18 protein-coding genes are annotated in these 21,244 nt (G+C 62.8%); 9 read left to right on the top strand and 9 right to left on the bottom strand.

What is annotated here, in order from left to right:
* Nucleotides 1-157 precede the first annotated feature (157 nt).
* The 3 genes from GH665_RS15735 to GH665_RS15725 form a co-directional block, all read right to left on the bottom strand.
* Nucleotides 158-622, bottom strand: a complete 465-nt coding sequence (locus GH665_RS15735) for a RidA family protein (RefSeq protein ID WP_153136620.1) — start codon at nt 620-622, stop codon at nt 158-160.
* Nucleotides 623-679: 57 nt separating this feature from the next.
* Complete coding sequence (locus GH665_RS15730) at nt 680-1,876, bottom strand: aminotransferase-like domain-containing protein (protein ID WP_153136619.1); 1,197 nt, start codon at nt 1,874-1,876, stop codon at nt 680-682.
* 75 nt (nt 1,877-1,951) lie between these two features.
* On the bottom strand, nt 1,952-2,641 hold the full coding sequence (locus GH665_RS15725; protein ID WP_153136618.1) for a VOC family protein: 690 nt from the start codon (nt 2,639-2,641) through the stop codon (nt 1,952-1,954).
* Nucleotides 2,642-2,920: 279 nt separating this feature from the next.
* On the opposite strand from GH665_RS15725, the gene GH665_RS15720 reads away from it, so the two are divergent.
* Nucleotides 2,921-4,375, top strand: coding sequence for an aminotransferase-like domain-containing protein (locus GH665_RS15720; protein ID WP_153136617.1), 1,455 nt, complete (start codon nt 2,921-2,923; stop codon nt 4,373-4,375).
* An 83-nt stretch (nt 4,376-4,458) separates the two neighbouring features.
* Nucleotides 4,459-6,357, top strand: coding sequence for a molecular chaperone HtpG (htpG, locus tag GH665_RS15715; protein ID WP_153136616.1), 1,899 nt, complete (start codon nt 4,459-4,461; stop codon nt 6,355-6,357).
* Nucleotides 6,358-6,503: 146 nt separating this feature from the next.
* Here the strand turns inward: htpG and GH665_RS15710 are convergent, their stop codons facing one another.
* Nucleotides 6,504-6,773 (bottom strand): FHA domain-containing protein, encoded by a 270-nt coding sequence (locus GH665_RS15710; RefSeq protein WP_153136615.1) that lies wholly within the window; start codon nt 6,771-6,773, stop codon nt 6,504-6,506.
* 269 nt (nt 6,774-7,042) lie between these two features.
* Between GH665_RS15710 and GH665_RS39545 the strand changes: the two genes are divergently transcribed.
* The 7 genes from GH665_RS39545 to GH665_RS15675 all read left to right on the top strand — a co-directional run bounded on the left by GH665_RS39545 (nt 7,043) and on the right by GH665_RS15675 (nt 15,806).
* Entirely contained in the window at nt 7,043-10,102 is a 3,060-nt protein-coding gene (locus GH665_RS39545; protein ID WP_153136614.1) for a hypothetical protein, read from the top strand.
* Nucleotides 10,103-10,155: 53 nt separating this feature from the next.
* The gene (locus tag GH665_RS15700) at nt 10,156-10,929 is read left to right on the top strand and encodes a chorismate--pyruvate lyase family protein (protein WP_153136613.1); all 774 of its coding nucleotides are present in this window, start codon (nt 10,156-10,158) and stop codon (nt 10,927-10,929) included.
* Nucleotides 10,929-11,402 carry a DNA-deoxyinosine glycosylase gene (locus GH665_RS15695; RefSeq protein WP_153136612.1) on the top strand — a complete coding sequence of 158 codons (474 nt, stop codon included), beginning with the start codon at nt 10,929-10,931 and terminating at the stop codon, nt 11,400-11,402. The genes GH665_RS15700 and GH665_RS15695 overlap by 1 nt, the downstream gene beginning before the upstream one ends.
* Entirely contained in the window at nt 11,399-12,322 is a 924-nt protein-coding gene (locus GH665_RS15690) for a class I SAM-dependent methyltransferase (protein WP_153136611.1), read from the top strand. Before GH665_RS15695 ends, GH665_RS15690 begins: the two co-directional genes overlap by 4 nt.
* A 435-nt stretch (nt 12,323-12,757) precedes the next feature.
* A complete protein-coding gene (locus GH665_RS15685) occupies nt 12,758-13,006 on the top strand; it encodes a DUF3311 domain-containing protein (RefSeq protein ID WP_153136610.1) in 249 nt (82 codons plus the stop codon).
* The gene (gene mctP, locus GH665_RS15680) at nt 13,006-14,556 is read left to right on the top strand and encodes a monocarboxylate uptake permease MctP (protein ID WP_153136609.1); all 1,551 of its coding nucleotides are present in this window, start codon (nt 13,006-13,008) and stop codon (nt 14,554-14,556) included. Before GH665_RS15685 ends, mctP begins: the two co-directional genes overlap by 1 nt.
* 125 nt (nt 14,557-14,681) lie before the next feature.
* Nucleotides 14,682-15,806 carry an FUSC family protein gene (locus tag GH665_RS15675; protein WP_174771724.1) on the top strand — a complete coding sequence of 375 codons (1,125 nt, stop codon included), beginning with the start codon at nt 14,682-14,684 and terminating at the stop codon, nt 15,804-15,806.
* Between the two features lie 68 nt (nt 15,807-15,874).
* On the opposite strand, the gene GH665_RS15670 is transcribed toward GH665_RS15675, so the two are convergent.
* The 5 genes from GH665_RS15670 to GH665_RS15650 form a co-directional block, all read right to left on the bottom strand.
* Entirely contained in the window at nt 15,875-16,300 is a 426-nt protein-coding gene (locus tag GH665_RS15670; protein WP_153136608.1) for a VOC family protein, read from the bottom strand.
* A gap of 243 nt (nt 16,301-16,543) precedes the next feature.
* Nucleotides 16,544-17,497, bottom strand: a complete 954-nt coding sequence (gene tal, locus GH665_RS15665) for a transaldolase (protein WP_153136607.1) — start codon at nt 17,495-17,497, stop codon at nt 16,544-16,546.
* A gap of 235 nt (nt 17,498-17,732) precedes the next feature.
* Entirely contained in the window at nt 17,733-18,953 is a 1,221-nt protein-coding gene (locus tag GH665_RS15660) for a benzoate/H(+) symporter BenE family transporter (protein ID WP_153136606.1), read from the bottom strand.
* 40 nt (nt 18,954-18,993) lie between these two features.
* The gene (locus GH665_RS15655; protein ID WP_153136605.1) at nt 18,994-20,169 is read right to left on the bottom strand and encodes a vWA domain-containing protein; all 1,176 of its coding nucleotides are present in this window, start codon (nt 20,167-20,169) and stop codon (nt 18,994-18,996) included.
* A 72-nt stretch (nt 20,170-20,241) separates the two neighbouring features.
* Nucleotides 20,242-21,084: an AAA family ATPase gene (locus GH665_RS15650; RefSeq protein ID WP_153136604.1), complete on the bottom strand. Its 843-nt coding sequence runs from the start codon at nt 21,082-21,084 to the stop codon at nt 20,242-20,244.
* Between the last annotated feature and the right edge of the window lie 160 nt (nt 21,085-21,244).

Genomic DNA, 21,244 nt, shown 5'->3' with positions numbered 1-21,244 from the left:
TTCGGGGATTCTACCTGGTGACAAAGGAACGATCTACCTTGCGATAAATGCAAAACGCGCCGCAGGTGCTGGACACCTTGCGACGCGTTCAGTGCGTTTACGGCCACACGCAGGACGACCCGCTGGGCGAACCAGCGGCCGAACCTGTTGGCATGTGTTATTCGACTTCGGCGATCATCTCGATCTCGACGCAAGCGCCGAGCGGAATCTGTGCCACGCCGAATGCCGAACGTGCATGCTTGCCGCGCTCGCCGAACACATCCGCGATCAGCTCGGACGCGCCGTTGGTCACCAGGTGCTGCTCGGTGAATTCAAGCGTGGAATTGACGAGGCTCATCAGCTTGACGATGCGCGTGACACGGTTCAGATCACCCACATGCGTGTGCAGCGTGGCGAGCAGGTCGATCGCGATCGAGCGTGCGGCGACCTTGCCTTCTTCGGTGGTGAGCGTGGCGCCGAGCTTGCCGGTCCACACCTTGCCGTCCTTCTTGGCGATGTGGCCGGACAGGTACACCGTGTTGCCGCTTTGCGCGCTCATCACATAGGCCGCTGCCGGAGCGCCCGCGCTCGGCAGTTCGATGCCCAGTTCCTTAAGCTTGTCGTACACATTCGTTTGAGCCATGGTGTGTTCCTGGTCGGTAGTGGAAGTCGGTTAACCCGGCGCGGCGGCCGGGGGTGTTCAGACCTTTGCGCGGATCAGTTCTGCGAGACGCGCCACGCCTTCGTCGATCTTGGCCGGCGGCACCGTGACGAACGACAGGCGCAGCGTATTGTGCTGGGCTTCGCTCGCGAAGAACGGACCGCCCGGCACGAACGCCACATTCTGCGCGACGGCTTCTTCGAGCAGCTTCATGCTGTCGATCTGCGCGGGCAGATTCACCCACACGAACATGCCGCCTTCCGGACGGTTCCAGCTCACGCCTTCAGGCATGTAGCGTTCGAGCGCGGCGAGCATTGCCGCGCATTGATCGCGATACAGCTCGCGAATGGTCGGCACGTGCGTGTCGAGAAAGCCGTCCTTGACCACTTCGTACACGATGCGTTGCGTGAAACTCGGCGTGTGCAGATCGGTGGCTTGCTTGGCCTGCACGAGCTTGAAGATCAACTCTTCGGGCGCAATGATGTAGCCGACCCGCAGGCCCGGCGCCAGCACTTTAGAGAACGAACCGAGATGGACGATGTGATCCGGCGCCATCGACAGCATGGTGGGCAGCGGTTCACCGGCGTAGTCGAGCGCGCCGTACGGATCGTCTTCGATCACCGGGAACGGTGCGGTCTTTGCAAACGCAGCCAGGGCACGGCGGCGTTCGACCGGCAGGCGGCGGCCCGTCGGATTCTGGAAGTTCGGTTGTGCGTACAACAGACGCGCACCGGCTGTCAGCTCGGGCGTCAGCGCCTCGGGAATCAGGCCTTGCTCGTCCGTCGGCACCTGCACATAGCGCGGTTCGTACATCGAGAACGATTGCAACGCGCCGAGGTAGGTCGGCGTTTCGACCAGTACGGGGCTGTCCGGGCACACCAGCACTTTACCGAGCAGATCGAGCGCCTGTTGCGAGCCGGTGGTGATCAGGACCTGCGACGGGCGAATCTGCGCGCCGTTCACCGAATAGCGTTGCGCGATCCATTCACGCAGCGGCAGATAGCCTTCGGTCGCGCTGTATTGCAAGGCCGCGGCGGGTGCGTCGCGCAGAATGCGATCGGATGCTTCGCGCATGCGTTCGGCCGGGAAGGTCGCCGGCGAGGGCAGGCCGCCCGCGAACGAAATGACTTCGGGCCGTTCCGTGACCTTCAGGATCTCGCGGATCGCCGAGCTCGTGAGCTTGCGCGCGCGTTCGGACAGTTGCCACGTGGGGGCTTTCAAGTCGCTTTGGTCCATGGTCTCCTCTGCTGGTATGTCTGGAACCGGTCAAAACTTCAATTATCGCGCGAGTCGACGACCTGCGCGCGCTGCTTATTTAAGGGTCCGTAGACCCTCGGGTGTTTCAAACTCGGCGATCAGCGCCGCTGCGCCTTCCGTGGGTTCGAGCGCGATCAGGTGCGCCGCGCCCAGCCAGCGCAATTGCGTGGCAATCGCGTCGGTTTGCGGATGGACTGCTTTCAAAGCTTTCAATGCAATGCCTGTTTCCGGCAGTACCGCCGACGGATGCCGCAGCGTGTCCCACTGGATCAGCGATGGCAGCACACCGTCGCCAGCACCTTCCCACGTGGGGAACGCGCCGTCGTCGGGCACCGACAGCCCCCAGCTGAAGTCGCCGCGCGTCATCGGCACGATCGGCGCAATGCGCTGCGGATACTGTGCCTGCCATGCGGTGAGCCGCTTCGGGCGGTCGACTCGGGCCACCCAGTGCGACAGGTATGGCCCTTTTTCGAGCCGCGCCTGCGTGGCCGGGTCGTCGAGCGCGAACAGGCGGGCACGGGGCGCGGCGGCGTCCGCAGGCTCCGCGGCCTGCGGGTCGACCGCGATCACTTCCAGATACACGCCGCCCCACAGGTTCAACAGGCGATTGTGCGTGCGCATCAGCGGATGCGCGCCGCCGCCGGACGGTGCGACGCCGAGCGTGTCGGCGACGTACTGCGTGCCCTCGTCGAGGGTACGGGCGGAAATCACGAGATGATCGAGACGGAGTGGATGGGCAGTCATGGCGGATCAGGAAAACGGTTTCTGCGGTAAGCCGGAACGTGCGCCGGATGCGGCAGCAGCGGGGCCGGGGTCGTAAGCATAACCGTTTGCCGGGTCGGCGGGCCAGACGGATGGCGTTTGGGCTGGTCTCGCCCAGGGCCGCTCGGGTGCGCTGCATGACGCCCCGAGCCGCTTCATCATCCGTTGCTTATCTTGAATCCAGCCTTGAATGTAGCGGCGGCGACCGGCACAGTAACGGTACAATCGACTCGATACCATTCGGTACAGTTGGAGTCAGCCATGTCCGTCCCGCTTACCCAGATTCCCACCCCGCACGACACGGCGTCGATGACGCTGGTCGAGCAGCTTGTCCAGTGGGCGAGCCGCCGCATCGAGGAACGGGTGTTCCGTCCCGGCATGCGCATGCCGTCGATTCGCAAGCTGGCGCAGGACAAAGGCGTGTCGCGCTTCACCGTGGTCGAGGCGTACGAGCGGCTGGTGGCGCAGGGCTATCTGGAGTCGCGGCGCGGTTCCGGTTTCTATGTGCGCGAACGCCTGGGTGGCGCGCCGACGGCGGAGATCCGCACAATTGCCGCAGCGGCCCCCGCGCCGGCCACGATCGACGTCGTCTGGCTGCTGCGCAATATGCTGCATACGGGCGCGCGCCCCGAGCGCAGTCCGGGCCTCGGCTACTTGCCGGGCCGCTGGCTCGACGGCGATCTGATCACCAACGCGCTGCGCACGCTCGGCAGGCAAAGCGGTGCGCAGATGCTCGGTATCGGTACGCCGCAGGGCTTTTTGCCGCTACGCCAACAGTTGCAGACGCGGCTGGAGGAACTGGAAATCGGCGCCTCGCCGGATCAGATCGTGATGGTTTCCGGTATTACCCAGGCCATCGACCTGATTTCGCGGATTTACGTGAAGCCGGGCGATGCGGTGATCGTCGGCGATCCCGCCTGGTTTCAGATGTTCGGGCGCTTCGCGTCGCAGGGCGCGCGGCTGGTCGGCATGCCGTACACGCCGGATGGGCCGGACCTCGACGCGCTCGAGTCGCTGATCGAGACCTGGCGGCCGAAAATGCTGGTGATCAATTCGGTGCTGCAGAATCCCACCGGCACCTCGCTTACGGCCGCGCAGGCGTTCCGCATTTTGCGTCTCGCCGAGGCACACGACTTCATCGTCGTCGAAGACGATATTTATGGCGACCTGTGCCCGCCGAGCCATCCCGGCACGCGTCTCGCGAGCCTCGACCAGTTAAAGCGCGTGATTTATCTCGGCAGCTTTTCGAAGACACTCGCGCCCAATCTGCGCGTGGGTTTTATCGCCAGCGCACCCGAAGTGACAAGGGCCGTCAGCGATCAGAAGATGCTGGTTGGCATGACGAGCCCCGAGTTGAACGAGCGCGTGCTCTACAAGATTCTCACCGAGGGGCATTACCGCCGGCACGTCGAACGCTTGCGGGCGCGCCTTGACGGCGTGCGCGAAAAATCCGTGCGGATGCTCGAAAAGACCGGCATGAAACTGTTTCTGACGCCCTCGGCAGGGATGTTCTTGTGGGCCGACACCGGCGTCGATGCGGGCGCGCTCGCCGCCGCCGGCCACGAAGAGGGCTTTCTGCTGACGCCGGGGAGTCTGTTTTCTCCCCAACAGTCGACAACTACGTGGATGCGTTTCAATATCGCCAACTGCGGCGATCCTGAACTGTCGACGTTCCTCTGCCGTTATCTGGACAGCGTTGCCCGGCGCGCCTCTTGAAACATTGCCGGCGTGCCCCCAATTACGCCGGCAATGTTTGCCCCCCTATATTTTCGTATTCGTAACAGAGAGGAAGTCCGACCATGGCACAAGAAACCATGAGCTTTCAGGCAGAAGTTAAACAACTTCTGCACCTGATGATCCATTCGCTGTACAGCAACAAGGAAATCTTTCTGCGCGAGCTGATTTCGAACGCGTCCGATGCGGCCGACAAGCTGCGTTTCGAAGCGATCGAAAACAGCTTGCTGTACGAAAACGATCCGAATCTGCGGATTCGCGTGTCGTACGACAAGGCCGCGCGCACCATTACGCTCGACGACAACGGCATCGGTATGAGCCGCGACGAAGCGATCGCCAACCTCGGCACGATCGCGCGCTCGGGCACCAAGGAATTCTTCGGCAAGCTCTCCGGCGACCAGCAGAAAGACGCGGCGCTGATCGGCCAGTTCGGCGTGGGCTTTTACTCGGGCTTTATCGTCGCGGACAAGATCACAGTCGAAACGCGCCGCGCCGGCGTGCCGGCCTCGGAAGGCGTGCGCTGGGAAAGCGCCGGCGAGGGCGATTTCGCGGTGGAGCAGATCGAGCGCGCCGCGCGCGGCACGACCATCACGCTGCATCTGCGTGCCGATGAAGACGAGCTGCTGTCGTCGCATCGTCTGAAGTCGATCATCCAGAAGTATTCGGATCACGTCGCGCTGCCCATCCTGATGGCGAAGGAAGAGTGGGACGCCGAAAAGAGCGAGATGGTCACGAAGGACGAGGAAGAGACCGTCAATCAGGCGAGCGCGCTGTGGACCCGCTCGAAGAACGACATCACCGAACAACAGTACAAGCAGTTCTATCAGCACCTCTCGCACGATCATCAAGATCCGCTGACCTGGACGCATAACCGTGTCGAAGGCCGCAGCGAATATACGCAACTGCTGTACGTGCCGACGCATGCGCCGTTCGACATGTTCAACCGCGATCATCGCGGTGGCCTGAAGCTGTACGTGAAACGCGTGTTCATCATGGACGACGCCGAGCAACTCCTGCCGGCGTACCTGCGTTTCGTGAAGGGCGTGGTCGATTCGGCCGATCTGCCGCTGAACGTGTCGCGCGAAATCTTGCAGGAAAGCCGCGACGTGAAGGCGATCCGCGAGGGCGTGACCAAGCGTTCGCTGTCGATGCTCGAAGAATTGGCGAACTCGGAGAACGAGGCCGATCGCGAAAAGTACGCCGGCTTCTGGAAGGAATTCGGCCAGGTGCTGAAGGAAGGCATTGGCGAAGACTTTGCCAATCGCGAGCGGATTGCGAAGCTGGTGCGTTTCGCGTCGACGCATACGGAATCGCCGGAGCAGACTGTATCGCTCGCCGATTACGTCGCGCGAATGAAGCCCGAGCAAACCAAGATTTACTACGTGACCGCCGACACCTGGCAGGCCGCGACCCACAGCCCGCATCTCGAAGTGTTCCGCAAGAAGGGCGTGGAAGTGCTGCTGCTGACCGATCGCGTCGATGAATGGATGCTGTCGTTCCTGAACGAATTCGACGGCAAGCCGCTGCAAAGCGTCGCTCGCGGCGATCTCGATCTGGGTGCGTTGAATGACGAAGAAAAGCAGGCGCAGGAAAAGGTCGGCGAAGAGTTCAAGCCGCTCGTCGACAAGATGAAAGAAGCGCTGAAGGATAAGGCCAAGGACGTGCGCCTGACGTTCCGCCTCACCGATTCGCCGTCCTGCCTCGTGGCCGACGACGGCGAAATGAGCGGTTATCTGCAACGTATGCTGAAGGCGGCGGGTCAGGACGCACCGTCGTTCCACCCGATTCTCGAAGTGAATCCGGAGCATGCGCTGGTGAAAGGCTTGCACGCGGACAGCGCGAATTTCGATGACTGGTGCCATCTGCTGTTCGATCAGGCATTGCTGGCCGAAGGTGGCGCGCTGGAAGATCCGGCGAGCTTCGTGAAGCGCACCAACGCGTTGTTGCTGTCGCGTGCGAGCTGAGTTTCGGATTGAGCCTGGACGGGCGTCGCTCTGACGCTTGTGATTGAAAAATGCGCTGCTTCGGCAGCGCATTTTTTTGCCCTGCGCCTTATGTGCTTTATGTGCCTTGTCGCCCGACTGCCCGGCGAAGACGCTACACAGGGGGCTTAGTGCGCAGATGCTTGCCCGTGCAAATGACGCACTTGCGATAGCACGGAGCCGGCTAGTTCCTTGGCTTCGATGCAGGAGTGCGGGTCAGCCAGCACTTTCGCCGCCAGACTGCCGATCGCCGTGCTGGTTTGCTTGGACGTATGGTGCTGCGCGAGCGCGGAACCAGCAAGTTCCTTTTCCACATACAAGACCCTCGGTCGCCGCAAAACGACTGCCGCCAGATGGGCAATGCGGTCGGAAGTTTCTTTTGAGTTCGTAGTATTCAACTGTTACTCCATGTTGTTTGTTGTTGATCCGGACGCTCTGGAAAGCTATTAAAAATGTCCGGAAAATAATTATGGTTAACTAATCAAATACATTCAACAACTCTATATCGAGATTGATTTGTGAGATGAAAAAACACGTATTTGTCTTATGCTCGCGCGATCGAAATTCGGATGCATAAAGGATTATTTGCAATCTTTAAGCCCTTTATGCGCCGAGTCTTATTTCTGCGACTACGCGTTGCTGCGTGCAATAACCTCTTTGTCTTCCTATGTCCGATTCCATCCTGGTGAACCCCGTCGATCCTGTGTATCTGCTGTGGTCGATCTTGCGCGAACAAGGTTTCGATGCCGCCGAACAACGCGCTCTCGAACTGATCGCGGAGGGTGCCACGCCGCAGTTGCACGCGGATCTTTGCGCAAGCGCCGGCCGTTTTGAAGCGGCGTACCACAGCGCATCGCAAGCGCAGGCTGCGGGCAATGGTGTGCGTCACGCCCGCGTGGCGCTCTTCGCCGATGCGCTTGGCCGCGCCGGGACCGCGCAGCGCAATAGTGAACTGGCGGTCGCCGTGCAGCCGCCGGCGGCGACGGTCGAATGGACCAGTTGGTTGATCGAGCGCTGCGGTGCGCCTTCAGCCGCGGCGCACATGTTGCGCGCGTATGAGCAACACGCGCCACAAGACGCCCGGGCACCCTGGTGGCTGGCGATTGCGCTTGCAATGTTGCCGGACGCGCGCGCGCGAGCCGAGCGCCGCGCGGCGCTGTTGCGGGCCTATGCGCTCGATCCGGCAATCCACCCCGCGTTGCCGTTGCAACTGGTGTTGGCTTTCCGGGAGATACGTGATTGGGCAACGGTCGAACGTGTTTGTTGCGAGGTGCTGACGCGCGATCCCGCCGACGCCGAAATCGCCTGGCAACTGAGCCACGCGCAATGGCAGGGCAACGATGCCGCCGCAGCGGAGGCGACCATGCGCGCTGCCAATGCCGCCGCACCGGGCAATGCCCATGTTCTGGCCGCGATCGGTATGTATCTCGCCGAGCAGGCGCGTTTTGCCGACAGCGAGGCGGCGCTGCATGCCGCGCTCGCATTCGAGCCATCCGCGTCGCAAGCGGCAGTGGATCTCGCCGACCTCAAATTGCGGCGCGGCGACTGGCCTGGCGCGTGGCCGCATTTCGAAGCGCGTCTGACGCGCGACGACCGCGAGCCGAACAACGTCGTGAGCGTGATGGGGCGCCTGTGTCCGCGCTGGCAGGGTGAATCGCTGGCCGGCAAGACCTTGCTCGTGCACAGCGAACAGGGCAACGGCGACGATATCCAGATGGTGCGCTTCGTACCCGAGTTGGCGACGCGCGTACGCGACGAGGGCGGCAGGCTGGTGCTCGCGGTGCGTCGCGCGTTGCAACCGCTGCTGGCGCGCTTTTACGCGGATTGCGTGTCTATCGAGGACGGGCCGCTTGGCGAACCCCACTTTGGACTGCCGATCATGAGCGTGCCGTCACTGCTTGGCTTGCGGCCTGAACACGTGCGCGGCGGCGCCTACCTGTTTGGCGAGGCAAACCGTGTCGCTGCGTGGCGCGAGCGGATCAACGCATGGAGCGGGGAGCCGGCGCGCATGCACGTCGGTCTCGTCTGGTCAGGTAGCCCGACGCACCGTCGTGACGCGAAGCGGTCGATTCCGCTTGCAGCGTTGGCTCCGGTGCTCGCGTTACCCAATGTGGTGTTCTATCCGCTGACGCCGGGCCGGCACGCCGATGTGGCGGCGTTGATCGCGCAGGGCTATCGCATCCGCGATCTGACGGCGCACTATCAGGCCGGTTTCGACGACGTAGCTGCACATGTGAGCGCGCTCAACGTGGTGGTGACCATCGACAGCGCGCCGTTGCATCTGGGTGGCGCGCTGGGACGCCCCGTGCTGGCCATGCTCGATCACGTCTCGCATTGGGCGTGGGGCAATGAGGAGACGCAGCCGTGGTACGACTCGGTAGAGCTATTCCGGCAACCACAGCCCGGCGATTGGGCACCGGTGGTCGCGCGGGTGACTGACAGATTGCAGGCGATGATGCTCTCGCATGAACAGAGTCCGGAGAAAGCGCCTGCGCAATTGGACAGCACACCGGTGCTCGCTCGCCTGCCTGCACACCTGACTTCCGAATTCACAGCACCCGCGCAAGCGGCCTTTGAACTGAACAGTGCGCACCGCTTCCGGGACGCCGCCAGGTTCGCCGCTCAGATGCTGGCTATCGACTCGCAGAACGCCGGGCTGCATCACAACGCATCGTATGCGTGCAACATGCTGGGCGAGTTCGATCAGATGCGGTTGCATGCCGCCGAGGCTGCCAGGCTGCTGCCCGATAACGCGCCTATTCAGTTCAATCTCGCGGCCGCACAACTGCGTTTCGGCGACTTCGAGCAGGGTTGGAAACAGTATCGCTGGCATGAAGCACTGCCGGAAAACCACGATCTGGTTCGCCCCGACTTTCCTGAGTGGCAAGGCGAGCCGGTGGCGGGCCGCAGGTTTCTGCTCGTCGGCGAGCAAGGGCTTGGCGATCAGATCCAGTTTCTCCGGCTGGCTGCGTGGTTGAATCGGCAGGGTGCGCTCGTCGATGTGTGGGTTGCCGCGCCGCTGGCGGAGTTGGCACGCTGCGCAAGCGGCGTCCGCACCGTATGGGTCGAGTCACCGCCGGGGCCGTATGACTTCTGGTGCCGAATGCTCAGGATGCCGGAGCATATCAAGCTGACATTGCCGATGCTTCCTTTGGCGATGCCGTATCTGAGCGCGGAGCCGGCGTTGGTGCACCGCTGGCGGAAGCAAATCGATGCTACCGATGCCACCGATGCCACTGCCAATGCCGACCCGCTTCCCGCGCGAAAAAAACGCGTGGGACTGGTATGGGCGGGCAATCCGGGCTACGGGCTCGATCGTTATCGTTCGATTGCATTGAACCGCTGGGTGCCCATCCTCGAGCAACCCGCGGTGACGTGGGTTTCGTTGCAAATGGGGCAGGCGCAAGATGAGGCGGCGGCGTTGCCGATGGACCTCGACTTAGTTCTGCCAGGCCCCGATATCGGCAATTTTTCCGATACCTTGGCCATTCTTCAATCGCTCGATCTGGTCATTACCGTCGACACATCCGTCGCTCACCTGGCAGGTGCCGCCGGGTGTCCGGTCTGGATCCTGTTGCCCACCTGCACGGATTGGCGCTGGATGGCCGATCGCGACGACAGCCCGTGGTATCCGTCGGCGCGCCTGTTCAGGCAGCGGGAGCTGGGTCGATGGGACACGGTGCTCGAGGATGTGCGGACCGCGCTGCGGGAGTTCGTGACGGTCTGAAAGCTGCGCGGCTCGGCAAGCGTCTGACGGCGCCGCCGTTATAATCCGACACCATGCCTATCCGTTTTGATGCCGCCGACGCCCACTGGCGCGTCGCGCCCTTACCCGGCTTTAGCGCCGCCCAGAAAGACTGGTTGACCCGCGGCGGATCGCTGACCGCGCATCTGCGCACGCTTGGCGAAGTCGCGGTGCGCGTGACGTGCGAAGCCGTCACGCTGCCGTGGGACGACGAACACGCCGCGCTCGGGCTGGTGCCGCGCGCGCCGGTGTGGGTCCGGGAAGTGGTTCTGTCGGTGAATGGCGTGCCGTTTGTCGCCGCGCACAGTGTCGCGCCGCTGGCGGCAAGCATCGGCATTTGGCAGGCCATGCGCCGGTTGCGTACACGGCCGCTCGCCGAGTTGCTGTACAGCGATAGCAGCGTTGCGCGTTCGTCGCTGGTGAGCCGGCGGCTGACGGCGCGCCATCCTCTGTATCGCCTGGCTGCGCGTGAGATCGACGAAGCGCCGCCACCGCATGCGCTGGTCGCACGCCGCTCGGTGTTCGAGCGTCACGGTGCGCCGCTGATGGTGACCGAATGCATGTTGCCCGCGCTGTGGACGCAGCTTGCACACCTGGCGAATCTTGTGAACACGGCCAGCACACCGTTTGCGCCTCACGCGACCGCACAAGCGCCGCAGCGCACTCACGCACGGGAGCATGGCAGGCCGCTCGAGCATACGGCGTCGCGCGCTCACGGTGCGCCGCGCGCGGAACGCGGCCATCTTGCCGGACGCGATGCGCGTGAATCCGAACACGCATCGGCATCAGACAGTAAGGTGAAGCGCTGATGCTGCGCGGCTTCCCTCCGGTCGTCGCGGCGGATACACATACGCTGATTCTCGGCAGCTTTCCCGGCGAGGCGTCGCTCGCGGCGACACAGTATTACGCGCATCCGCGCAACCAGTTCTGGCGGCTGCTCGGCACGGTGCTCGACGAGCCGCTTCCCGAGTTCGCTTATGAAGAGCGCCTAAGGCGTTTGCTATCGCATGGCATCGGCGTATGGGACGTGCTCGCCGCCTGCGAGCGTGAAGGCAGTCTCGACGCCGCGATCCGCAACGCCAGTCCCAACGATTTCGCTTCGCTCCGTGCCCACGCGCCGAAGCTCGCCAAAGTCTGCTTCAACGGCAAGACGGCAGGCCGCTTTGCGCCGGTGATCGGCGAAGCCGGCTACGCCACCCTCGTATTGCCTTCGTCGAGTCCGGCGAATGCTATGCTCTCGTTCGACCAAAAATTGCGTCTCTGGCGCGACATCCTTACATGACGAAACTGATCAAGCGCGCCTCGGCTGAAGCCCGTGCTTTCCGCAACAAAGCCGCTGACGGCGACGACCACACGCCGAACAAACAGAAAGTAGTGCGCAACAAAAAGCGCGCACTGCACGACGACGACCTGCACGATGCGCCGCAAATCGAAGCGCCGCGCAAGCCGCGCTTCGCGCCGGTCACATTCTCGGAAGAGGGCGGCGTGCGTTTTCTGCACTTCGGCACGGAATGGGTGCAAGGCGCGATGCGTCTGCGCAAGCCGGACCACATCGAACTCGAATACGCGCAACAGATGATGGCCTGGTTGCTGTTCATCGAAACGCCCAGACGGATCGTTCAGCTCGGTCTCGGCGCAGCCGCGCTGACCAGGTTTGCCCATCGCTTCCTGAAACGCGCGAAGGTCGAAGCGGTCGAAGTGAACCCGGCGGTGGTGGTAGCCGCGCGCACGATGTTCGAGCTGCCGCACGACGACGCGCGCCTCACCGTGCACGAAATGGATGCATGGGACTTCGTCAACGACCGCGCCAACCATGGCACGATCGGCGCGCTGCAAATCGACGTCTACGATGCGACCGCGCGTGGCCCGGTGCTCGACAGCGTCGGCTTTTACCGTGCGGTGCGCGCCTGTCTGACCGACGCGGGCGTGGTGACGGTCAACCTGTTCGGCGATCATCCGAGCTTCGTGCGCAACATGAAGCGCCTGAACGAAGCGTTCAATGGCCGCGTGGTCGCGCTGCCGGAAGTGCACGATGGCAACCGTATCGCGATCGCCTTCTCGGGCCCGGCGCTCGACGTGCCGTTCGCGGCGTTGCAAACGCGCGCGAAGCTGATCGAAGCGGAACTCGGCTTGCCGGCGCGCAAGTGGATCAAGGGTCTGCAGGAGTCGACCGGACAGAACGGCAGCTCGTTCTCGATCTGAGGCGAGAATGGGTCGGACTGGCTGAAGCTGGTTCGACCCAGGCTTCCCCCGTTGCGCTCATGCGACGATTCTCTCAAGCGCTTCTCTCAACCGTGTCTCTCAACCGTGTCTCTCAACCGTGTCTCTCAACGCTTCCCCAGCGCATTGAAAAGCCGGTTCGATTGTCCCGGGCGCCCCGGGCACCCAGAACGCATCACCCATCGGCGACCCGACCGCCGCGTCCAGCCGCCCCGCATCCCGCCCAACTCTGCTAAACCGCCGCCCCGCCTGCCCCAGCGGCACATTCGCGCCTCGGGTCGTCCCTGCTTGACCGGACGTTCTCGGCTCCTATACTCTTTCGAAGCTTTCGGGGTACCCGTGGCCTACCTGCGACGGGACATCCACCACCCGTCCACACACGGGCCAACATTTCAATAATAGGGAAGAGGAGACGTCATGGCTCACGACGCCGACGCGAACAAGGCCAGCAAGCACTGGCTCTGGTTGCTGCTGTTGCCCTGGATCGCGATGATCTGGGTGCCGTCATATAACAAGGTCGAACCGCAACTGTTCGATTTTCCGTTCTTCTACTGGTATCAGCTCCTCTGGGTGCTGATCAGCGCGATCATCACGGCGCTCGTGTACTTCAAGACCAAGACCCGCTCGCGAGGCACGCCGGGCAACTCGCAAGGGGGCGCACGATAATGAACGCCACCGCAACTTTCGTCTTCGTCCTGTTTTTCATCGGCGTCACCATTCTCGGCTTTATTGCGGCCCACTGGCGCAAGGGCGACCTGGCCCATCTGGAAGAGTGGGGCCTTGGCGGCCGGCGCTTCGGCACCATCGTCACGTGGTTCCTGCTGGGCGGCGACCTGTACACCGCCTATACCTTTATCGCCGTGCCGGCGCTGGTGTTCGGTGCGGGCGCAACCGGTTTCTTCGCGCTGCCGTACACGATCCTGATCTATCCGTTCGCCTTTGTGGTGTTCCCGAAGCTGTGGAGCATCGCCAAGCGTCAGGGCTATGTGACCTCGGCGGACTTCGTCTCGGCTCGCTACGGCAGCCGCATGCTGGCGCTGGCGATCGCCGTGACCGGCATTGTCGCGACGATGCCGTACATCGCGCTGCAACTGGTCGGGATCGAAGTGGTGATCGGCGCGCTGGGTTTCGACACCCAGGGTTTCGTCGGCGATCTGCCACTGATCATCGCGTTCGCGATTCTGGCGGCCTACACGTACACCTCAGGCCTGCGCGCGCCGGCCATGATCGCGGTGGTGAAGGACGTGCTGATCTACATCACGATCTTTGCCGCGATTATCGTGATTCCGCCGCAACTGGGCGGCTTCGGCCATATCTTCAGCGTGGTGCCGCCGGCCAAGCTGCTGCTGAAAGCGCCCGACGTGTCGAGCCTGAATGGCTACAGCGCGTACGCGACGCTTGCGGTCGGCTCGGCGCTCGCGCTGTTCCTGTACCCGCACTCGATCACCGCGGTGCTGTCGTCGAAGTCGGGTAACACGATCCGCCGCAACATGGCAATGCTGCCGGCTTACTCGCTGGTGCTCGGCCTGCTCGCGCTGCTCGGCTTCATGGCGCTGGCCTCGGGCGTGAAGGACATGCCGGAATTCGCGCCGTACTTCAAGGCGTTCGGCCCGAACTTCGCGGTGCCGGCGCTGTTCCTGCACTTCTTCCCGTCGTGGTTCGTCGGTGTCGCGTTCGCGGCAATCGGCATCGGCGCGCTGGTGCCGGCGGCGATCATGTCGATCGCGGCAGCGAACCTGTACACGCGCAACATCCACAAGGAGTTCGTGAACCGCAACATGTCGCATGAGCAGGAGACCAACGTCGCGAAGCTGGTGTCGCTGATCGTCAAGGTCGGCGCGGTCGCGTTCATTCTCGGTTTGCCGCTCACGTACGCGATTCAGCTTCAGTTGCTGGGCGGCATCTGGATCATCCAGACGCTGCCGGCCATCGTGCTGGGTCTCTACACGCGTGTGCTCGACTACCGCGGCCTGCTGATCGGCTGGGCAGTCGGTATCGCAACCGGCACCTGGATGGCGATTTCGCTGAAGCTGGCAGGCTCGATCTTCACGATCCACCTGTTCGGCATGGCGATCCCCGGCTACGCCGCGGTGTGGTCGCTGATCGTCAACCTGGTGGTTTCGGTGGTGGTGAGCATTCTGGTGCGCATGTTCGGCATGCAGCGCGCCGAAGACCGCACCCGTCCGGAAGACTATCTGGACGTGGTCGAAGGCTAAATCCGCCGTTCTGTCCCGCCTGAAAAAGCAACGCCCGCAGACAAAAGTTTGCGGGCGTTTGTCTTTCCGGGGTACTCCAGGGCAGGATAGCGGAACTAACCTTCAAAGCGTCCGTCGCGCGAGCCATGGCTTCTGCCGATTCCCCCCGCGTGATTGCCCGCCGCTCGGCCATGAGCCGGATGGTGCGCGCGATCACCTCGCCCTACTACCGCTATCGCCATGCGAAGGTGCTGCATAGCTTGCGCGTCGGTATCGCGATGCTGGTGTCGATTCTCGCGACCACCGGCATCGACATTCCCCACGGCATCTGGTCGTCGGTCACCCTGCTGGTGGTGATCGGCGGCTTGCAGCACCACGGCAATATCCGCAAGAAGGCCGCCGACCGGGCGGCGGGAACGCTGCTCGGCGCGGTGATCGGACTGGCGCTGATCCTGTTGCAGAACCTGACCGGCTCGCTGCCGCTCACCTATGTGCTGATGTCGATCGTCGCGGCGATCTGCGCGTGGTTCGCAATCGGTTCATCGGGGTATATCGGTTTGCTGACGGCAATTACGATGTGCATCGTCGCCGGTCATGGCGACAATCTGATCGACGTCGGCCTATGGCGCACGTTGAACGTGCTGATCGGTATTGTGATCGCGCTGGCGTTTTCATTCGCGTTGCCGCTGCATGCGACTTATTCGTGGCGTTACGGGCTCGCCGCCAATTTGCGTGCCTGCGCCCAGATTTACAGCCGCTTGCTGGAAGGGGAGACGATCAGCGAGGACGAGCAGGTCAAACGCTTTCTCGAGATCAACAAACGGCTGGTTCAACTGCGCTCGCTGATGCCTTCGGTGGCGAAAGAGATCGACGTGCCACAGTCCAAACTCGACGAGATCCAGCGGCTGCATCGCTCGGTGCTCAGTTCGCTGGAATTGCTGGCGACCGGCCCGCTGATGCGCGCAGATGCCGTGGCTCGCGCTGCGTATGCGCGGCAGTGCGGCGTCGAGGTGCACGCCGTGCGCGGCATGCTGCTGGCGATGGCGCGCGGCCTGCGTTTTGGCCGCGCGACGCACTTCGGCATTCCGGCCGCTTCACCGCTCACCGAGGTATGCAGCGGCGTGGCGCTGGATTTGCCGCCCGACTTGCAAGGGCCGTATTGGCTCGGGCAGCGGCTTGCCGAACAGGTGGACCGGTTGCGCGCCTTGCTGCTGGAAACCGAGCCGAACTGGAACATCGAACGGCATTCGCATTTTTTGCAGAAAGCCTAGGGTGCAGCGGTCAGGCTCGCATGCCCCTTTCCGATTGCCGCCGCAATGGCGGCAATCGGACCCGCCGCTCACGATGCCTGCTCTTCCGGCACGCCCACCATCCAGCCGAGACCGAAGCGGTCCACCACTATCCCGAACCTTTTGCTCCAGAAGGTGGGCTGAAGCGGCATCATGACCTGTCCGCCATCGGCGAGCGCGTTGAAGTATTTTTCGGCCGAGGCGTCGTCGTCGACCGTCAGCGACAGACTGAAACCGTTCATCGAGCCTGCGTTGGGGTCGCATCGGCCGTCGGACGCCATCCAGACCGTCGAGCCAAGCTTGATGGCCGCATGCATGATCTTGTCCCCTGTGCCGGGAGGCATCTGCGCTTGGGCCTCAGGCGGCGCCTCCTTGTAGCGCATCTGGAACGTGACTTCGGCGCCGAGTTTCTCGCTGTAATACTTGAGTGCTTCTTCACACCGGCCGTTGAAAAAAACGTAAGGCTGAACGTACATGATCGTCTCCCGGAATAGGGTCAGCGGCGCCGCGTTCCTTCGGCAAATGGCCGCGAGGGAGCGGGCGTGCAGACGATTGTAGTCGTCCGTTGCGGCAGCAATTGTGACTTTATTGCGTAGGGCGCAGGCGTAAGAGGGCTGTGACGCGGGACCTGCTTCGGACCGGCACGCGCAGCCGTAAACGCCGCGCGGCCCTGAACCGGAAGGCTCAGGGCCGCGTACTCAGGCGATGAAGGCGAAGCTTTAACGCAGCGCTTCGATCAGCTTTTCCAGCTTGACGGCGTCGGCCGCGAACGCGCGGATGCCTTCCGCGAGCTTTTCGGTTGCCATGGCTTCGTCGTTGACGAGGAAACGGAACGACGCTTCGTCGACAGGCACGCGTTCGATGTCCGTACCCGAGGCGAGCTCAGGCGACAGCTTGCGTTCGACCTTCTCCGTGCTGTCCTGCAGCTTTTGCAACAGATCCGGGCTGATGGTCAGCAGATCGCAACCGGCCAGTTCCAGAATCTGGCCCGTGGTGCGGAAGCTCGCGCCCATCACCTCGGTCTTGTAGCCGAACTTCTTGTAGTACGCGTAAATGCGGCGCACCGATTGGACGCCCGGATCGTTGGCGCCGCCGTCTTTGGCTTCGTCCCATGCGCTGCCGGCGTTCTTCTTGTACCAGTCGTAGATACGGCCGACGAAGGGCGAGATCAGTTGCGCGCCCGCTTCGGCACAAGCGGCGGCCTGGGCAAGCGAGAACAGCAGCGTCATGTTGCAGTGGATGCCTTCCTTCTGCAGCACTTCAGCGGCGCGGACGCCTTCCCACGTGGAAGCCAGCTTGATCAGCACGCGTTCGCGGCCGATTCCGTGTTCTTTGTACAGGGCGATCAGCTCACGGCCCTTGGCGATCGACGCTTCAGTGTCGAACGACAGGCGTGCGTCCACTTCGGTCGACACCCGGCCCGGGATGATCTTGAGAATCTCGGTGCCGAACGCGATCAGCAACTGGTCGATGATCGCGCCGACCGGTTTCGACGCGTGAGCTTTCACGGTCTTTTCGAGCAGCGGCTTGTAGTCGTCTTTCTGGACGGCCTTCAGAATCAGCGACGGATTGGTCGTCGCGTCCTGCGGCTTGTACTGCGCAAGCTGCTGGAAGTCGCCGGTATCGGCGACGACGGTGGTGTATTGCTTGAGTTGGTCGAGTGCGGTTGTCATGTTCGGGCCTTCATGGCGCGCGTGCGCCGTGGTTCAGGAGAAATGAGGTCGCCACCGGACGGAAAAGACAAAACAGTACCGGTGGCCGCGGGTCACGCTGCAGCGTCCGCCCGCCATGTTGCCGGGAAACGCTGCCGGATGCTTCTATTCTATGGCGGATCGCCTGATGCAGTATTGACACTTGGCGGCGCCGATCCGTTCACAAGGATTTGGCCGACGGTTCCGGGCGGGCGATTCAGCTGCGCCGGAGGTTCCGCACCAGTTGCGTCAGCACGCCTGCCACCAGCCCCCAGAACGCCGAGCCGATCGACAGCAGCGTCAGGCCCGAGGCCGTCACCATGAACGTCACCAGCGCCGCCTCGCGCTGCTTCGTATCCTGCATTGCGTTGGCAAGGCCGCTCATGATCGAGCCGAACAGCGCCAGCGCCGCGACCGAGACCACCAGCGCCTTGGGCAAGGCCGCGAACAGCGCGGCGATGGTGGCGCCGAAAATCCCGGCGATCAGATAGAAAATGCCGCACCAGAGCGCCGCGGTGTAACGCTTGTTGCGGTTTTCGTGGGCTTCGGGGCCGGTACAGATCGCCGCCGTAATAGCCGCAAGATTGATGCCGTGCGAGCCAAACGGCGCGAGCAACAGCGAGGCGATGCCGGTTGTCGCGATCAGCGGCGCGGAAGGCGTGGTGTAGCCGTCCGCGCGCAGCACGGCGATCCCCGGCACGTTCTGCGAGGCCGTCGCGACAATGAAGAGCGGGATGCCGATGCTGATGCTCGCCGCGACCGAAAATACCGGCATCGTGAACACCGGGTGGGCGAGCGCGACGTGAAAGCGGCTGAAGTCGAGCAGCCCGAGCGCCCCGGCGGCGATCGTGCCGACAATCAGCGTTGTCACGATCGCATAGCGCGGCGCGAAGCGTTTAACGATCAGGTAGGTGAAGAACATCGTCAGCACGAGCGCGGTCTGGAACTGCGCGGCGCGGAAAATCTCGATGCCGATCTCGAACAGAATGCCCGCCAGCAAAGCCGAAGCGATGCCGGCCGGGATTTTCTTCATCAGCGTGTCGAACCATCCGGTCAGGCCGACCACCGTCAGCAACACCGCGCAGACGATGAACGCGCCGATTGCCTCAGGGTAGGCCACATGCGGCAGCGACGACACCAGCAGCGCCGCGCCGGGCGTCGACCAGGCGATCACGATCGGTGCGCGAAAACGCAGCGAGAGGCCGATCGTGCAGACGGCCATGCCGATCGACAGCGCCCAGATCCACGACGAAATCTGCGCGTCGGTGAGATGCGCGGCCTGGCCTGCCTGAAACATCAGCACGAGCGCACTGGTATAGCCCGTCATCATCGCGACGAAGCCGGCAACAACGGCGGACAGCGACATATCGCTAAACGGTTTGAGCGGCCCGGCGAGGGCGTCGGCAGGGGACAAATCGGGCGCTGAAGACGGATTCATGCTGAAGCTTTCTTATAGTTGGGACAAAAACGCGGTCCGATTATTTACTCAATGCGCGCATTGCCGTTTCGAGCCCGGCGAGAGTGAGCGGATACATGCGGTGGCCGAGCACTTCGCGGATTGCGCTGACCGACTGCCGGTAGGCCCACAAACCTTCCGGCTCCGGATTGAGCCATGCGTAGTGCGGGAAATGATCGGCTAGGCGGCGCAGCCAGACGGCGCCGGCTTCGGCGTTGTTGTACTCGACCGAGCCGCCCGGTTGCAACACTTCATAGGGGCTCATGGTCGCGTCGCCGACGAAGATCAGCTTGTAGTCGGGTGTGAACTTGTGCAGCAGGTCCCACGTCGGCATGCGCTCGGCGTGGCGGCGGCGATTGTTCTTCCACAGAAAATCGTACACACAGTTGTGGAAGTAATAGAACTCGAGATGCTTGAATTCGGCCTTGGCGGCGGAAAAGAGCTCTTCGGTGCGTTTGATGTGATCGTCCATCGAGCCGCCCACGTCGAGCAGCATCAACACTTTGACCTTGTTGTGCCGTTCCGGGACCATCTTCAGGTCGAGCCAGCCGGCGTTCGCGGCGGTGCTGCGGATCGTGTCGGGCAGATCGAGTTCTTCGGCGGCGCCTTCGCGGGCGAACCGGCGCAGGCGGCGCAACGCGATCTTGATGTTGCGCGTGCCGATTTCGACCTGGTCGTCGTAGTCCCGATAGGCGCGCGCTTCCCACACTTTCACCGCTGTGCGGTTGCCCGCCGCGTCGCCGCCGATGCGTACGCCTTCAGGGTTGTAGCCGCCGTTGCCGAACGGCGAGGTGCCGCCCGTGCCGATCCATTTGTTGCCGCCTTCGTGGCGCTCTTTCTGCTCATCGAACAGCTCCTTGAGGCGCTCCATCAGCTTGTCGAGGCCGCCCATCGCTTCGATCTGCGCTTTTTCCTCGGGCGACAGATCGCGTTGCAGCTTCTTCTTGAGCCAGTCGAGCGGGACGTCGAAGGCAAGCTCCGAGGCCTTCGCGACGCCGTTGAAATAGGCGCCGAACGCCTGGTCGAACTTGTCGAAATACTGCTCGTCCTTGACCAGCGTGATGCGCGCGAGATAGTAGAACTCGTCGAGCGACGGCGCGATCACATTGGCTTTCAGCGCTTCGAGCAGCGTCAGGTATTCCTTGACCGACACCGGCAGTCTGGCGGCGCGCAGCGAGTAGAAGAAGTCGATCAGCATGCTGTGTCCTCGGCGGCGGATGTGCGGGGCGGCGCCTTTATCAACGGGTATTCGCGGTCATCCAGCGGTCAATTAGCGGTTGTTGCGGTTCATGAAGATGAGCCGCTCGAACAGGCTCACGTCCTGTTCGTTCTTCAGAAGCGCGCCGTGCAGCGGCGGGATGATCTGCTTCTGGTCCGTCGAGCGCAGCGCTTCGGGCGGAATATCTTCGGCGAGCAGCAGCTTCAGCCAGTCGAGCAGTTCCGAGGTGGACGGTTTCTTCTTCAGGCCGGCGACGTTGCGCAACTCGAAGAAGCTCTGCATGGCCGCGGCGAGCAGTTCCTTCTTGATGCCGGGGTAGTGCACCTCGACGATCTGCTGCATCGTGACCGGATCGGGGAATTTGATGTAATGGAAAAAGCAGCGGCGCAGGAACGCGTCGGGCAGTTCCTTCTCGTTGTTCGACGTGATGATCACGAGCGGGCGCTGCTTGGCGCGGATCAGCTCGTGGGTCTCGTACACGTAGAACTCCATGCGGTCGAGTTCGCGCAGCAGGTCGTTCGGGAATTCGATGTCGGCCTTGTCGATTTCGTCGATCAGCAGCACCGTTTGCTCGTCCGATTCGAACGCCTGCCACAGCACGCCCTTTACGATGTAATTGCGGATGTCCTTGACGCGCTCGTCGCCGAGTTGCGAATCGCGCAGGCGCGAAACCGCGTCGTACTCGTACAGGCCTTGCTGGGCCTTGGTGGTGGACTTGATATGCCATTGCAGCAGCGGCATGCCGAGCGCGGCGGCAACCTCTTCGGCGAGCATGGTTTTGCCGGTGCCGGGTTCGCCCTTGATCAGCAGCGGGCGCTTGAGCGTCATCGCGGCGTTGACCGCGAGCTTGAGGTCGTCGGTGGCGACGTACTGCGATGAGCCTTCAAAACGCATGGCGAGATGCTCTTTTTTGGGAAAAAACCCAGTATAAGTCAGAAGGCCTGTTGCGCTGAAACGGGCTCGCGTATGGTTTCACCCGCGGTGTCGGACGTCGAAGCGAGCGCCCGATGGGCTCGTGAACGACCCGCGTTTACCCGTAATGTCCGGTGCGCCC

It is taken from the genome of Paraburkholderia agricolaris (assembly GCF_009455635.1).
GTDB lineage: Bacteria > Pseudomonadota > Gammaproteobacteria > Burkholderiales > Burkholderiaceae > Paraburkholderia > Paraburkholderia agricolaris.
This window is presented reverse-complemented; position numbering and strand designations above follow the sequence as displayed.